The organism is Paenibacillus sp. FSL R10-2788, assembly GCF_038003885.1.
GTDB classification, from domain to species: domain Bacteria; phylum Bacillota; class Bacilli; order Paenibacillales; family Paenibacillaceae; genus Paenibacillus_AQ; species Paenibacillus_AQ odorifer.
On record NZ_JBBOQA010000001.1, the window covers coordinates 4,592,142 to 4,607,410 of the forward strand.

Sequence of the window (15,269 nt, forward strand, 5' to 3'; positions counted from 1 at the left end):
TTCAGTAATAAAAAATATAAAAAGTTCTACAATTCAAGAGTACAGTTCGATAAACGATACCGCCTCCGACCCATAGTATATCAAAAAGAGCGCGGAATTACACGAAAAAAATATGACAAGGGATGATACCCCTGTCATATAAATAAATCTTATAAAAGTTCAATTTCACCTGAGCATACGTTAGAGATCTCTCCTGAGCTGTTTTTAAGCAGTAGACCACCTATTTCATCCAAACCCACTACCACACCTTCAGAACGCCCCTGAGGGCTGTTCAGTGCGATCTGGCGCCCCAAAGTCACAGACATGGACTCCCAAAGCTCCTTTATAGGTTTAAAACCTTGCTTCATGTACAGATTGTAATGCATATCCAGTTCGTCCAAAACCGCCCTTACCAGCTCAGAACGGTCAACTGGAGCACCCCCCCGCTCAATCCGAAGTGAAGTGGCGACCTCCTGCAGATGATCGGGATAATCTTCCTCTGTCATGTTCGCGGAAATGCCAATTCCAGCAATGCAATAATGAAGCTCCCCTTCTCTTAGAGAAGATTCGAGTAAAATTCCACAAATCTTACGACCGCCTGCGAGCAGATCATTCGGCCATTTGATGCCGGCATCTACACCGGTCACCCGTCGAATTGCCTTGCAGACGGCAACTCCAGCCAGCAATGTCAGCTGCGGAGTCTCCGACAAGGGTAATTGGGGCCGTAACACAATACTCATCCAAATGCCCTTGCCACGGGGAGAGAACCACTTTCTTCCCATTCGGCCTCGGGCACCCGTCTGTTCTTCTGCGATGACGGTTGTTCCTTCCGGCGCGCCGTTTTCCGCTAAAAACTTAGCTTCTTCTTGAGTGGACACCACAGATTCCAGCAACTGAACGTTGCCTATCCAATTCGAAGCGGAGGTCTCTCGCTTCAGCTCAGTTAGCGACAGCGCTTTATCATCGCTCATGTCCATCCATCCTTTTTGCTTCAAGCAGCAATAATTGTTTATCGTTAGGTAAATCACCTGAAGCGACCGCTTGCAGGAGTCCATTTAACATTTTGCCGAGCCATGGTCCCGGACGTTTGTCCAAAGACTCCAGCAGCTCATTGCCTGTAATCTCAAGCTCCGAAAGGCTGGTTAGCGGCATTTGCGCGATCCATTCTCTTGCCGCTTGTACATTTACAGCGGCAGGTGCGGTTGCAGCCTCTGGCGATTCCACGATGGAAAAGGCAGAAGAGGCCGCAGTGGGAAGAGTAGGTGCGGCTGCTGGCAGTATCGCCAGCAGCGAGAGCCACCCTTCGGCGGCTTCCACGCCGAAGGCCAGCACGGCGGCGATCCATTGCCGCCGCAGACCTTCCATGCCGCCCATATCCGGCGGCATGCCCTCTAGCGCAGCGGTCCAAGCTTCGCGGACCCGCAGCACCTGGACGACGCCGCTCCGCGTCGTCCCCGAGAACGTCCATGCCCGCAGCAGCACATCGGCCTCTTGGGCCGACTGCTTCAGGGCATGGAGGAGAAGCGCCCACCGCAGGCGGGCGCTCTCCAGTTCCCCGATCCCGGCCGTTAAGGCGGCAGCAGCCGCCATATCGGTTCCGGTCCAGGGGAACGGGGCTTTGCCGCGCGCCAGCAGCTCGCAGCGCGCTAGCATGCCTAGGCCGCGCAGAGGATGCGGCCCCTCGACGATGCGGTCCAGCTCCGCGCGGACACGCTCCACAGCAATATGCGCCAGCTTATCCCGCTGGCGCATCAGGCCCCTCCACGTGTTCTTCGCGATGGAGAAATCCAGCACCGATGCAAAACGAATGCAGCGAAGCATGCGAAGCGCATCTTCGTCAAACCGCTCCTCCGCATCGCCTACACAGCGAATCACCTGCAGCTGTAGATCCTTCTCACCTGCGAATGGATCAATAAGTTCCCCATTTAATCCACAGCAAATCGCGTTGATCGTGAAATCACGACGACGAAGATCCTCCTTCACATCGTTCACGAAAAAAACATGTTCAGGACGACGATGGTCTACATAACCACTTTCTGTCCGGTATGTCGTCACTTCAAACCCGCAACCATCCTGTATCACGGTGACCGTACCATGAGCTAATCCTGTTGGCACACTGCGCGCAAAGATAGCTATCACTTCCTCCGGCAGTGCTGAGGTTGTAATATCCATATCGTGCACTGGCCTACCTAATAGCTCATCGCGAATACATCCTCCAACCCAATAAGCCTCGTGGCCATTTTGGGTTAACTCGGAAATTACAATCTCCGCTGCAATTGCCATCGCAGAAGGTGCCATTGTCCATTCCATATGTGACTCCTTACCCCCGAACTGGGTCCAGTCCAAGTACCTTGCGCCCCAGCACCCGGTAATAAATATCTTCATATTGCTTCGTTATCGAATCCTTACAGAAATCTTTGCAGGCTGTTTGTAAACAAGCTTCTCTAAACTGTTGCACCATACGTTCATCCGACAGGAGCTTAACTGCATATTTAGCCATAGTCGTTGTATCGCCAATCGGTGCAAGGAATCCAGTCTTTCCATGCTCTATAAGCTCAGGAATGCCTCCGGTTTGCGAGCCAATCGTCGGTACGCCGCAAGCCATTGCTTCCAGAGCAACCAGACCAAAGCTTTCCTTCTCGGAAGGAAGCAGAAGCAGATCAGCTAAAGAGATCACCTGAGCGATTTCATCCTGCCTTCCCAGAAAACGAACTTTATCTTCCAGACCCATTTCGCTAATTTTGGCTTGAATTTTGGGAAGATCCGGACCTTCCCCTACAAGCAGCAGGCGGGAAGGCAGTTCACGATTCACTTTGGCAAAAACGTCAACAACATCGCTGACTCTTTTTACAGGACGGAAATTACTGATATGCATCAGAATCTTCTCATCAGGCGCTGCGAAATCTCCCCGCAGATCCGTTACATCACGCGGATAATAGACCCGATGATCCACGAAGTTATAAGTGAGATCAATGTCGCGGGTAATATCGAGGACATCCCTTGTTTCTCTAATAAGATCCTGAGAGACCGCCGTAACGGCATCACTTTCATTAATCCCCAGGCGAATCAAATCTTTAAGCGATTCATCCTGACCAAGCACCGTTATATCCGTGCCATGCAAAGTCGTTACAACCTTCATATCGTTCCCAAGCATTTGCTTTGCAAGGAAAGCACACACTGCGTGTGGCACTGCATAGTGAACATGGAGAAGATCCAGATTTTGCATTTTGGCAACCTGAGCCATCTTCGTAGCAAGCGCTAGATCGTACGGGGGATAGCGGAATACATAATAATCGTTTACTTCTACCTCATGGTAAAAAATATTTTTCTGAAACGTTCCCAACCGGAACGGGATACTATGTGTAATAAAATGAACTTCATGACCCTTCTCGGCCAAGAGTTTACCTAATTCAGTCGCAACTACGCCTGAACCGCCAAGAGACGGATAACAGGTAATTCCTATTTTCAGCATACGATCCATCTTCCTGTCTCCTTCTTCTCCAGTATTGATTCGTGTAATGAATCATCTATTGTTTGTCGGCCGCTTTCAAAAAAGCGAAGCGAACACCGTTTCTTTCAAAATCACAGGACTTTATTTCTCTAAGCTGTTCAAAAAAAGCTCTCAGGAGCGCAATGGCGTATTAATTCCAAGCACTCCTGGATCAATCATAATCAGCTTATTATATTATCATACAAACTTCGTTATATCCGTTCCTTAAGTAAACAATTCCACCGTATGAGGTACCTTGGTTGCAAACCCTTCTGCATAAGGAATCAGCCTGCGCTGGCCAAGCAGCATATCTCTCGAACGGACTCGTTCAATGTAGCCTTCCGTTAACGGTGTGGATACAGCATCCTCACCCGGAGGTTTGGTGAACTGGGAGCGATAGCAGGACAACGCCTGCTCCTTCAAGCCATATTGCTCAGTAACATCAACAATAAGATCGGTACGTCCTAAATCATTGATAAAATAGAAGTACAGCTGTGGAGCAGGAATTGCCGGCTTGTCCGGCATATATTTACGTAGCTTGGCATTAAAAACAGCCTCTTCCACCAGCTTGCTACAGGCGATATGATCGGGATGACGATCCTCCCAATAAGGAGCAAAAACTATCGTAGGAGAAAAGCGGCGAATTTCAGCAGTCACAGCCGCCACATGCTCTGCTGTAATAAAAAGCCCTCTATCTGGCAGACCCAGGTTTGTCCGCACGGATGCTCCGAGAAGGTCTGCAGCTTGCTGCGCTTCTTGCTTGCGAAGTTCTACTGTACCGTTCGATGACATTTCCGCGGCTGTTAAATCGCAAAGTCCCACCTTAAGTCCCGCAGCGGTATGTTTTGCAATTGTTCCTGCCATACCGATCTCCGCATCATCTGCATGCGCACCAAATACAAGAATGTCCAGCTTCATTCATCAACACCTGGTTTGTATTTATGAACCAGTGCACGCCAAGCAAAATCACCACGATCAATCGCCTTCACAAGAACCTCCGCTGTGGCAATATTCGTAGCTACCGGTATCCCGTATACGTCACATAGACGAAGTAGAGCTGAAATATCAGGTTCATGTGGCTGCGCCATTAATGGATCACGCATGAAAATAATAAGATCCAGTTCATCCTGTGCTACCATTGCACCGATTTGCTGATCTCCACCTAATGGACCAGACATGTAACGATGAATTTTTAAGTTAGTTACATCCATAATCCGTTGGCCAGTAGTCCCTGTAGAAAAAAGTTCATGACCTTCAAATACATGTTCATAAGCTAATACAAAATTTACGATTTCATCTTTTTTACGATCGTGGGCAATAAATGCGATCTTTAACATGGTGTTCTCTCCTGTCTATTCTATAAAGTGCTCGAATCCATAGATCAAGCCTGTATATCCCATTACCTTTTCAATACCCATCTTAACGCCTGGCATATATCCCGCACGCTCATAAGAATCATGGCGAATCTTCAAGGATTGTCCGAATCCGCCAAAAATCACTTCTTCTTGAGCAAACACACCAGGAAGACGGACACTATGTATCCGGAATCCGTTATAGTAACCACCACGGGCACCTTCAATGGTTTCTTCCTCTTTAGGATTACCTTGACGAAGTTCCTCACGAACTTCCGAAATCATCTCTGCGGTTTTGACCGCAGTTCCGGATGGAGCATCCAGTTTCTGGTCACCATGATACTCTATAATTTCCAGATGCGGGAAGTACTTTGAAGCTTGCGCCGCAAATTTCATCAATAGAATAGCCCCAATGGAGAAATTCGGAGCAATAAGTCCGCCTATCCCCTGTTCTTGACACTGCTTGTCCAGTTCCACCATCTGCTCCGGTGTGAATCCGGTTGTACCGATAACCGGACGCACTCCGTACTTAATAGCTAGCGCTGTATTCGTATACGCTGACTGTGGTGTAGTGAAATCCACAAGGACATCTCCGTTGCTTCCCGCGAGGGCGGCCTCAAGATCAGAAGTTACAATAACGCCTGAGTCTTCCAGACCTACCAGACGCCCTGCATCAATATCGCCCGAAGAACGATCTACTGCTGCTGCTAACTCCAGCTCTTCGTCCTGCAATACAAGTTTAACAACCTCTTTACCCATTCTTCCGCCTGCGCCGGATACAACGACCCTGATCTTGTTATTCATATTTTTTCCATCCTCGCTCTCACTAGTTATATAGTTATTGCATATACGATTGTATGGATTTCTGAAGGTCTCTCATCAATTCCCGCAAGCCAGAATCATCCGGATGTAACGAAATCACTTCTTTTAAGGCAGTCATAGCCTGTAAATGTTCATTCACTCGACTATGCGCGATAGCAAGCCATACATAAGCATCCCCATATAATGGATCAAGGGTAATCGCCTCTTTGAGCAGTGTAATCGGATGATAAGGGTTGCGAGTTTTGTTGTCTTCATCTTCTATCAACCGTTTGGCTTCCTGTACATGCATCATAGCCTGCAAATGCTGCAGATGCAGACTATACTCAGGTTTGCTGGTGTCCAGCTTTACAGCAGCCTGAGCATGAACTAAAGCTTTATCTAGCATACCACTGCGGGCATACGTTATGGAACAACGATATCTAACCTCGGCATCAGCAGGGCTTGCCGCAATTGCAGACTCGAAGCAAACAATAGCTTCGGCAAAGTCACTGCGCAATATCGAGCGGTAAGCCTCTCTTACATAATCCTTATGATCCATATACTCACCATCCTCACGGCTAAATCCCGTTCGTTTGGTACAGCATATGTTATAGAGGCCTAATCGGTGTCTTTCGGTGTCCAACGTCCCGCATCACGGGTATTAAATTTATGCATTACCTTATTATGCGCTTCCGTCAGGTCTATCCCGAGAGAATTTGCAAAACAAACGGTAATAAACAGAATATCTCCCAGTTCAAGTTCAATGGAATTCTCAGCTTCATCAGACTTCTTAGGCTTCTCACCGAACTCATGATTGACCTCTCTAGCCAGTTCTCCGACTTCCTCGGACATGCGGGCCAGCATAGAGAGTGGACTGAAGTACCCTTCCTTAAACTGCGATATATAAGCGTCTACTTCACGCTGTATGTCACCAAGACTTTTGTCCATAAAATGTAACTTCTCCCCCTCTGTATATCTTGCCTTCTGTTTGCCCCTATGTTATCGTAAAGACGTTTTGAAGACAATCTTTTTTGAATATTTTAACACACGCAAGAAAAGGTATAGTTATTATAGGAAAAGAAAAACTGCCTACAAAAGGCCTAACGAGGGATTTCATGAATTCAAAAAAGGTAATTACAATCAGCAAGACAGTCGCTCCCATCTTGCTCGGAGCCGCAGTATATGCCTTCGGGCTACTGTATTTCATCATTCCAAATCAGTTGATGGAAGGCGGCGTAACCGGGATCACACTTCTCCTTAATTATGCCTTTAGTATTCCCATCTTTTTATCCACACTGCTGATCAACCTTCCTTTGTTTCTGCTGGGCTGGAAAGTCCTAGGCGGGCGGCAAATTGTGTATACAGGTGTAGGGATCGGGGCGTTGACCTTTTTCCTGTGGGTTTTCGAACGAATGATTACTGCGGGATGGATTATCCCCTTCAGTACCGAACACGACTTTATTCTTGCGGCACTTTACGCAGGAGTAACGCTTGGAACGGGGCTTGGGCTAGTATTCCGTTTTGGGGGTACAACAGGTGGTGTTGATATTGTCGCAAGAATTCTGGGACGGAATTTTGGCTGGAGCATGGGGCAGATTATTTTGGCCATCGACATTATTATTATTGGCTCTTCCATCCTCTACATTCCTAAAGAAAAAATACTTTACACACTTGTCGCAGTTTTCATCTCATCACGAGTTATAGATTTTATCCAAGAAGGTGCCTATGCTGCCAAGGCATTTACAATTATCAGTGATGATGCACCGCAAATTGCCGATCTGATTACAGCGGAAATGGATCGTGGTGTAACCCTCATCCCTGCCATTGGTGCTTATTCCAAGCAAGCTAAATATATGGTGTACTGTGTAGTCTCAAGGCAAGAAATTCGCCGGCTAAGTCTGCTGGTCAAATCCGTTGATCCACGCGCCTTCGTAATTATTAGCGATGTACACGACGTACATGGAGAAGGCTTTCGAGAAACCTAAATAAAAAGGAGTGTAGGCCATTTCAAGCCCACACTCCTTTTTGCTGTTTATAATTTCACCCTACGGAATCGGCTTCCAATTCTGATTCTGACCACGGTACTTGCGATAAGCTACATAGGCTAACGCAGCTATAATGAAGCTTGCTGCTAACCCTCCCCAAATCCCAAATTCTTGCGATGTCAGCGGCAAGGACAATGCGGGTTCATCCTTCTCTTTTCCGAACATCACTCTTACCGCATCCTGACCATAAGATACAATTTCAAGCAGGCGGGCACGTTCAACTTTTTGTGAGGACGAAGGAATGCCGGCCGCATATGAGAGCCAAGAATCAAAAGCACTCACAACTTCAGGCTGGCGGGAGACAATCACTGCCGGACGGATGTTATCATACCTGCCCTGCAGTCTTTCCAGAGCTGTTTTCCAGCCCGCCAAATCATTTGCAACCGCACTTTGCTCCATCGCATTTAGATCCTCACGAATCAGCTTGTAGTACTGAAGCCAGATAGGCTGACGCGGATGATTAAGACTGTTGGCAGCTAGACGTAGCTTGGCGGCTGCCGCTTCCCATTGCTGTGGATTTATTTTCGCGCCTGCCACTGTAGCCTTCAGGTCCATAATGGCCCCTGACAACGCATTAATCCCCTCCACAGAGGTCATTCCCTCAAAGGATGTGGACACAAAGATCTTGGAGATCGCTTCGGTCTCCTGTCGGACCTTCATTACATCCCCTTCCAAAACATACCCATACAACGCCTCAGCGGCTTGTTCCAGCTGCTGTGCTCCAGTCTTTCCGCTCATTACTGCCAAACCGTTACCCGAACTAACGTCGGCGCTTTGCTTCGAAGCATTGCCAGACCCTTCGCCATCATCCCCTAGCACTGCTGAAGCCTTTACAACATCCATACTGGTCAGTAGCCAGCAGAATACTAGCACAACCACTACATAATATCTCCCGCGGAGCATGAAACTCCCCTCCTACCCAAGAAGAAACGACGTTGTCGTCTTTTAAAGACGATATTCGTTTCTCGTAAAATTATAAGGATAAAGTATAGTATAAAACTTATACTTCTTATAATTCTAAATGTATGGCAGGGGGACAAGGGATAGAACTGCTTACTAACGTCTATTCTTGAACTGATAGATTGACTCTACCGGTCTTTGTCTTCTACTAAACAACCAAGCAGCTGCAACACTAAGCAGCGTAAGCGCCATAGTAAAGTACTGTACCTGAATTACATAATCGTTCAAAACAGAAGGTAACCACGGATAGATTCCGTAAGAATAATCCAGCATATCGTTGGCGAGTGTCCATAGTAAGGCTAATGGAATCATTTTGCGGAAAGAAAAAAACCTTGCATAAATCAACGCTTCAACTGCCATCCCCGTATGGGAGATTACCAGCATCCAATCTTTCCAAACCAAAACATCACCGTGATAACCCCCGGCAAAAATAATGCTCACTGCCCATATCCCGTACTTCACTGACGTAACGACCGCCAAAGCCTCAATAAGTTCCCTTACATTGTTTCCTGTGTAGCTTTTTGGAGGGAAGAGCATCAGCAACAGAGCTAAGGTAAAAAACAAACTTGCGGTTGGGCTATCCGGAACAAATGGAAGCAGCCAGTGTGGATAATTAGCCGCAGTGAACTCCAGTTGATTGCCATACCATATGTAGCCATAAATTGTGCCCAGGAAATTTACGATAAATAACAACCAAATAATTCCCCGGTTCTTAAACAGTTTGTTAAACCAATGAACTGGCATACAGATTATTAACCTCCCCAAGTAGTGGCACTTTACATTTAGACATACAAAAACCTGACCGCATGCACGATCAGGTTGCGTTATCATTATTTTACTGTTCGCTTTTTTGTTTGGCAAGCCAGCCGGCCAAAGTATCGATATCCGCTTCTGACAGACCTGCTCCCAACGTGGTATCGTACATTTTTGGCATCTGCCCTTGACCCTCTTTTATAATAGTAAGGATTGCTTCTTTGTCATGAGTGTCCCCAACTCCGCGAAGCGAAGGTCCGCCTGCCCCTTTCAAATCCGCTGCGTGACAGGTGATACAAGTGGCTTGTTTGTAGAGCCCCATAGCTGGATCATCCTTGTCCACAATTGCTACTTCTTTTGCCTTAACGGCGCTGGAGGTTGGAAGACCTTTTGCCCTGTTCTCCGCCGCCTTTTCTTCCCGTTGAACATCTTCAGGAATCTGACCCGTTTCAGCCATTTCATGTTTATATTCAGTCCAGGCTGTATTGGTCAAATAAACAATTGCTGCTAGGGACAAGAACATCAAAGATGAAGCAATCGGCCTACGGTAAAAGCGACGCTCTCTACCCGTATCCAGAAAAGGAGCCAACAGAAGTGAACCAAAAGCCACACCAGTAACTCCTAGTGTACCCAGAACGATATAATCGCCCGAAGCATAAGGGAGCTTCAAATACTGATAGAGAAACAAGAAATACCAGTCAGGAATCGGGATAACCGTAGCACTAGCATTTGCTGGAAACCCTAGCGGAGCTGGCTCTGAAATAGTAAGTACTAATATTCCTACAAGTACAACGACTCCGACCATCCATTCCTTCAATAGAAAGTTAGGGATAAAGGCTTCCGATTTGCCGGGGTAAGCCGTGTAGTCCGGAGGTGTGATAAATCCGTTCCCTTTGCGAACTCTGGAATCACCGACATATACAACCTTTTCCTTAGAATTGTTTCCATGTGCCATCCGTATTCCTCCTCTCTCAGATTAACTTACAGCGGTCCGGAAATCCCTTGTCTGCGGATCATAATAAAGTGTCCTACGAGCAGACTAAGAAGCACCGCTGGGAGGAAGAATACATGTAGTGCGAAAAACCGAGTTAAGGTTTCGGCGCCAACAATCGTTCCGCCTTGCATCAGTTCCTTCAGCACCGGCCCCATTACTGGAACAGAATTAGCTATTTCAAGAGTTACCTTTGTTGCGAAATAAGCTTTATTATCCCAAGGCAACAAGTAACCTGTTAAACCAAGTCCCAACATTACGAAGAAAATCAGCATTCCAACTACCCAGTTCATCTCACGCGGCGCTTTGTAAGAGCCTGTAAAGAAGACGCGCATCGTATGAAGGAACATCATAACAATTACTAGACTTGCACCCCAGTGATGCATCCCGCGGACAATCTGTCCAAATGCAACACTTGTCTGTAAATACTCAACACTAGCATAAGCATTAATAATGTCCGGAACATAATACATCGTTAAGAACATACCTGATAAAATCTGAATGACTGTAATAAAAAAGGTCAGTCCGCCAAAGCAATACACGAACGCAGAGAAATGATGGGCCGGATTAACATGCTCAGGAACCTCGTGATCGGCCACGTCTCTCCAAATTGGCGTAACATCCAGACGTTCGTCAATCCAGTTATAGACATTTTTAAACATCAGAACTACGCCTCCTCACGAGCTACTGTATTTGGCACAATGTCTCCCAAAAGCACCCACCCGTTATCGAATTTCGTTTTATACTGATCAAGCGGCTTAGGAGCAACCTCGAGATTTTTGCCAAGCTTTGTATAACGTGCACCATGGCAAGGGCAGTGATATTCGTCCGGATGAGCTTTATTGTTGTTCCACCCGACCGTACATCCCAAATGTTTACAAATCGGTGAAAGCGCATAAATATCACCCTTCGCGTCTTTCCGGATCCACGCAGTGAGTGTCGCTGTACTGTCGTACCATCCGTCCTTCTGTTTCAATTCAAAAGTAAATTCCTGGGGCTCTTCGGTGATTTTGCTTATCTCAGCAACCTTGATAAAATCTCCAGCACCCTTCTTATGTAATATCGGATCTACGACAAAACGGACCATTGGAAGAATTGTACCCGCCCCCATAAAAGCAGTGGCGCCACCAAGCGTGTAGGTCAAAAATTGCCTGCGCGACATCTCTTTACGGCTGGGTGGTTGTTCAGGCCATGTCTCCTGTTGTTCATTATGGCTGCTCATACTGTTATATAACCCCCTTCTCAAGATATAAGAAAGTATCTGTGGTGTCCGATCAGAGATGTCTCAATATAAATAATCCGTTTTCAAATCTTTTCAATGAAATACATCACATACCATTTGGATTCAACCTAATAATAGCTTAGGCTCCAAAACCCGTCAAGAATATTGTCTAATTTGTGACAGGCTAAAAAGCGGTTTCAACCTGTAATTGTTGATTTTCTGTCACATTTATAAGGAGTTCATCTCCGCCACATCTCTTGAATTTTGATACTAATTCCACTGTTATTCTCCCCTTCTGGAGAAGCCTCAATGATAGGCAGAGAGAGAACTAAATCGCTTTCATAGATTTGGCTTTCTTGGAGAGGTACATCCGCTGTCAACACCACAACATGCTGGAAACCACTGGATTTGACTTTTTGGCAAATCTCATTAATTAAATTCACATAACCCTCTCCAGCATACTGAATGGCTGGGTAAGTCACGATCCGCCCCTTGAACGGTATTTCCACCATATCCATGAAATTACGTAATCTTTCGAGTGCCTGAACGGTCTCAGGAGGACTCTCAAGTCCAGTTAATCCTGTAAAAGGTATGAGACATGTATCATAGAATTTTCGATTTTCTTCCCAAGTGTCCACTTCAAAATCGCTGAATTTCATTTCCATTCATCTCCCTATGTATAATTGTTAATCTTTTTGATCTTTCGCAGATCTTCCTGAAGTTATAGAACCCATTATATTGAAGGAGGAGGATGAACGTCCAGATTTAGATTTTTTATTTTCGTTCGTTTAAGCAAAGTGAGTAGATTATAAGCAAAAAAAGAAATGCGCTAAGCGCATTTCTTTATGCCAAACTTTTAAGTTCCTCAGTAAGATTTCGGAAAGCCATCTCATCTCCGGTAGCCAGCGCCGTGTCAATCTCACGGTGCAAGATGTCGGAGCGACGCTTTCGCAGCGCTTCATCCCACACCATTTCTGCCGCAAGTCCTAGCATCACTTCATACGTAGCCTTCATTTTGTCCATTCGATACACCTCCGCTGTTTAAGAGATCCTTTTTTCTTGTTATTTGATATTTTGATATCCATCAAGATGATTATGTTTTCGGTTTCAAGAGAAGCGGCACCTACTAAAGCATATTCATCAATCCTGTCTTCGTTCTACATATTTGCCCATTACGCTCAATACTTCTTCTATTGTACCCATCAGCAGCATTAACGGATTCCTACATCTGCGTATGTAATCCCCATAAGCCTTTTCGCATGCGCACCTCTACCGAAGATACTTAGGTACGGCTGTCTCTATCCCCCATGGCGTCATCATCACAGCGAGTCCACCAGAAGTCTCGCCCAATTTAAGCATCCCTAGGTGCACCATCATCCGTATTATTCGTTGCTCTAGAATAGAAGCAGCACTGTCATAATAAAACGGTTTAATTAGCCACCCCACACCATCCACTAAAGAAGGTACTGTCACCCAATTACTGGCGCTGATGCTTATCCAATACACAAGTGAAGGTAGATTTGGCACAGCCCCTTTATATAGTCTTAACCAAAAAGAGAATATCTGCATCAACGAATCACATTTTCCATCGTTTAACACAGCCTCACCGGTCGCAGTAAGCCTTAGCCGGAAGCCTTCCTCAGAGATCCAGCGGCGGTGACGAATATAGTCATACAAAAGCGCAAATCTTGGAGGATAATGCTCACAAGCTCTCCCATAACCAAATCTCCAACCGCCTTTGCTAAGAAGCTCCTCCGGAATATGAAGCGCGTTCATCACACCTTGCTGGTACCGCCTATACATTGCCCCTTCCTGATTCAGTTCTGGCTCATTGTCCTTAATATATCTCAGCAGCATTACCAGATCACTGATCATTAATTCTCCTTCACTGCGATACATAACAGGTTCAGGGCTAGTTGCGATGCTCTCTTTGATATGTGCACTCATCGTCTCCCGAAAACGTTCTTTTAAATCCTTGGGTACCTGGTACAAATATCTGGTCTGCTGTGAGGAACCACTAAAAAGCCAGCCTCCACTTTTGAAACGAGAGACCATCTCCCGGAAACCTCCAGTTTTCCCTTCAGGTGCATCAAAGGACGCTTGCCTTGCCACGGCCAACAAATCCTCAAGACTAAAGTAGGTGCGTTCATCAAAAAGCAATGTATTCAAAAACCGTAAATCCTCCGGAGCGCATTCCCGGATATGAGACTCCATAAAACTTCTGCTTCCAAGCATAATCAAAATACTTTGGATCAAGTCGTGTTTGGAATTCTGTTTGCATTCACACCGGTAGCGGCCCGCTATGGCGGTCAGCTGTCCAATATCTGCATAAGTAAGCATATCCGCCAGATTCATGTTTTATCGCCTCACCGTTTTACTACCATTATGGGGAATACTGCCTATTTTATTCCCTTTATTGCAAAAAAAATAACCCGAAGCCCGGGTTAATGCTGATTTTGCAGGATATGGCGAGTACAATTATATAAAATAGGATTCCATTCCCGCTCTTTCTTCTCCAGAATCGTCAAGGATAGATTGCCAATTCGTTCAGAATACTTATCCTTGTAAAGAGCAGTATACAGCTGAGCAAGAAATCCTCCATGGGATATGACGAGTATATTCCGATTGGGATGCAGTGCAGAAATATCTTCCATAAAAGCAAGAGCCCGAGCCTGAAGCTGTTCGTCGGTTTCTTGACCGAGGGAGAGCTGGCTCCATTCCTTACCCCACTTCTCTTCACGTTCTGCGGCAGTAAGCCCTTCTACCTGCCCATAAGCACGTTCCCGGATACGCTGATCAGGTTCTAATAGCGGAATTCCTAACTTGTCAGCAATAATCTTACCGGTCTCAGCAGCGCGGGAAAGATTACTAGTAACGCAGTAGTCCCAGCTGTACGGTTCCTGTAATAAGCGGTCAGCAAGCATTGCAGCTTGCATCCGTCCTTCATCATTAAGTGGAATATCACTTTGTCCCTGTATTTTCCCTATCGCGTTCCAGTCCGTCAATCCATGGCGTATCAAGCCGATTAGCATGTTGCCTCCCCCTTTTCAGCAAAGTATTTGTCTCTTAATGTAACATGGATGAAATAAAAAGTCTTCTTTTTATGAGTTTTACAATGCAAAAAGCCCCTCATTACATTAAGTAAAGGGACTCCTTCAATGTTCTGAATATTATAAACAACGGAAGCAAAGACATACGTCTAATAACCCTCTATGATCGGCGATAACGATTCAGCCTAGTTAATGAAAATACTGCAAAGCCTACACCTAACATCGATAACATCATCCAGTATTGAGGATGAGTGGGTCCCATACTTACAACAAGGGGTTCAATGATCCCACCTTCAGAGCCCAAGATTGGATACGTTGATTGCCATTCCATCGAGGATCCAGCGACACCTGTCTCCACAATTCCACTCTGAGCAACAACTGCATCACCTGGAGTTCTGAACATCGTAAAATAAAGAACGCTGGACAGAAATATTGCCAGAAAGCATGCGATCCATAAGCTAAGCCGATGGCGAACAATAGCAGAGGTCCCAGCAGATTTCCCGTCACCGGGCATCAACCATGGACTCTCTAAATAAATCCGCTCCATGACTTTAACATTTATGGCTTCAGCACGCTCTTCACTGATCTCTTCCCTCAAATCTTGCATAAGCAGGCTGCTCTCTTGC

At 46.1% G+C, this 15,269-nt stretch carries 19 protein-coding genes; 1 reads left to right on the plus strand and 18 read right to left on the minus strand.

Translation table 11 applies throughout. The features are described 5' to 3' along the window. Window positions 1-149: 149 nt before the first annotated feature. The 8 genes from NSQ50_RS20400 to NSQ50_RS20435 all read right to left on the minus strand — a co-directional run bounded on the left by NSQ50_RS20400 (window position 150) and on the right by NSQ50_RS20435 (window position 6,570). Window positions 150-950 (minus strand): biotin--[acetyl-CoA-carboxylase] ligase, encoded by an 801-nt coding sequence (locus NSQ50_RS20400; RefSeq protein ID WP_051490911.1) that lies wholly within the window; start codon window positions 948-950, stop codon window positions 150-152. After that, window positions 940-2,289 (minus strand): CCA tRNA nucleotidyltransferase, encoded by a 1,350-nt coding sequence (locus tag NSQ50_RS20405; RefSeq protein ID WP_038572416.1) that lies wholly within the window; start codon window positions 2,287-2,289, stop codon window positions 940-942. Before NSQ50_RS20405 ends, NSQ50_RS20400 begins: the two co-directional genes overlap by 11 nt. Window positions 2,290-2,299: 10 nt before the next feature. Beyond that, the gene (gene bshA, locus NSQ50_RS20410) at window positions 2,300-3,460 is read right to left on the minus strand and encodes an N-acetyl-alpha-D-glucosaminyl L-malate synthase BshA (RefSeq protein WP_038572418.1); all 1,161 of its coding nucleotides are present in this window, start codon (window positions 3,458-3,460) and stop codon (window positions 2,300-2,302) included. Window positions 3,461-3,694: 234 nt separating this feature from the next. Further along, window positions 3,695-4,387 (minus strand): bacillithiol biosynthesis deacetylase BshB1, encoded by a 693-nt coding sequence (gene bshB1 / locus NSQ50_RS20415; RefSeq protein ID WP_038572419.1) that lies wholly within the window; start codon window positions 4,385-4,387, stop codon window positions 3,695-3,697. Next, window positions 4,384-4,806 (minus strand): methylglyoxal synthase, encoded by a 423-nt coding sequence (gene mgsA / locus NSQ50_RS20420; RefSeq protein ID WP_036676275.1) that lies wholly within the window; start codon window positions 4,804-4,806, stop codon window positions 4,384-4,386. Before mgsA ends, bshB1 begins: the two co-directional genes overlap by 4 nt. Window positions 4,807-4,821: 15 nt before the next feature. After that, entirely contained in the window at window positions 4,822-5,625 is an 804-nt protein-coding gene (gene dapB, locus NSQ50_RS20425) for a 4-hydroxy-tetrahydrodipicolinate reductase (RefSeq protein WP_036676273.1), read from the minus strand. 34 nt (window positions 5,626-5,659) lie between these two features. Then, entirely contained in the window at window positions 5,660-6,181 is a 522-nt protein-coding gene (locus tag NSQ50_RS20430; RefSeq protein WP_036676272.1) for a tetratricopeptide repeat protein, read from the minus strand. Window positions 6,182-6,240: 59 nt separating this feature from the next. Continuing rightward, the gene (locus NSQ50_RS20435; RefSeq protein WP_036676271.1) at window positions 6,241-6,570 is read right to left on the minus strand and encodes a nucleotide pyrophosphohydrolase; all 330 of its coding nucleotides are present in this window, start codon (window positions 6,568-6,570) and stop codon (window positions 6,241-6,243) included. Window positions 6,571-6,737: 167 nt separating this feature from the next. Here NSQ50_RS20435 and NSQ50_RS20440 point away from each other — a divergent pair, with 167 nt between their 5' ends. Beyond that, window positions 6,738-7,607: a YitT family protein gene (locus NSQ50_RS20440; protein ID WP_036676270.1), complete on the plus strand. Its 870-nt coding sequence runs from the start codon at window positions 6,738-6,740 to the stop codon at window positions 7,605-7,607. 60 nt (window positions 7,608-7,667) lie between these two features. Here the strand turns inward: NSQ50_RS20440 and NSQ50_RS20445 are convergent, their stop codons facing one another. The 10 genes from NSQ50_RS20445 to NSQ50_RS20490 all read right to left on the minus strand — a co-directional run bounded on the left by NSQ50_RS20445 (window position 7,668) and on the right by NSQ50_RS20490 (window position 15,250). Beyond that, window positions 7,668-8,570, minus strand: coding sequence for a sporulation protein YpjB (locus NSQ50_RS20445; protein WP_076223058.1), 903 nt, complete (start codon window positions 8,568-8,570; stop codon window positions 7,668-7,670). 153 nt (window positions 8,571-8,723) lie between these two features. Continuing rightward, window positions 8,724-9,371 carry a DUF1405 domain-containing protein gene (locus NSQ50_RS20450; protein WP_051490910.1) on the minus strand — a complete coding sequence of 216 codons (648 nt, stop codon included), beginning with the start codon at window positions 9,369-9,371 and terminating at the stop codon, window positions 8,724-8,726. A gap of 91 nt (window positions 9,372-9,462) precedes the next feature. After that, the gene (locus NSQ50_RS20455; protein ID WP_076223056.1) at window positions 9,463-10,335 is read right to left on the minus strand and encodes a menaquinol-cytochrome c reductase cytochrome b/c subunit; all 873 of its coding nucleotides are present in this window, start codon (window positions 10,333-10,335) and stop codon (window positions 9,463-9,465) included. Window positions 10,336-10,361: 26 nt separating this feature from the next. Beyond that, window positions 10,362-11,033, minus strand: coding sequence for a menaquinol-cytochrome c reductase cytochrome b subunit (gene qcrB / locus NSQ50_RS20460; protein ID WP_036676266.1), 672 nt, complete (start codon window positions 11,031-11,033; stop codon window positions 10,362-10,364). 5 nt (window positions 11,034-11,038) lie between these two features. Continuing rightward, on the minus strand, window positions 11,039-11,593 hold the full coding sequence (locus NSQ50_RS20465; RefSeq protein WP_036676264.1) for a QcrA and Rieske domain-containing protein: 555 nt from the start codon (window positions 11,591-11,593) through the stop codon (window positions 11,039-11,041). Between the two features lie 239 nt (window positions 11,594-11,832). Beyond that, complete coding sequence (locus NSQ50_RS20470; protein ID WP_076223054.1) at window positions 11,833-12,252, minus strand: DUF2487 family protein; 420 nt, start codon at window positions 12,250-12,252, stop codon at window positions 11,833-11,835. Between the two features lie 184 nt (window positions 12,253-12,436). Continuing rightward, window positions 12,437-12,616 (minus strand): IDEAL domain-containing protein, encoded by a 180-nt coding sequence (locus NSQ50_RS20475; protein ID WP_036676261.1) that lies wholly within the window; start codon window positions 12,614-12,616, stop codon window positions 12,437-12,439. 246 nt (window positions 12,617-12,862) lie between these two features. After that, window positions 12,863-13,948, minus strand: a complete 1,086-nt coding sequence (locus tag NSQ50_RS20480; protein WP_036676259.1) for a hypothetical protein — start codon at window positions 13,946-13,948, stop codon at window positions 12,863-12,865. 89 nt (window positions 13,949-14,037) lie between these two features. After that, a complete protein-coding gene (locus NSQ50_RS20485; RefSeq protein WP_036676257.1) occupies window positions 14,038-14,625 on the minus strand; it encodes a histidine phosphatase family protein in 588 nt (195 codons plus the stop codon). A 178-nt stretch (window positions 14,626-14,803) separates the two neighbouring features. Further along, window positions 14,804-15,250: a hypothetical protein gene (locus tag NSQ50_RS20490; protein ID WP_051490909.1), complete on the minus strand. Its 447-nt coding sequence runs from the start codon at window positions 15,248-15,250 to the stop codon at window positions 14,804-14,806. Window positions 15,251-15,269: the final 19 nt, after the last annotated feature.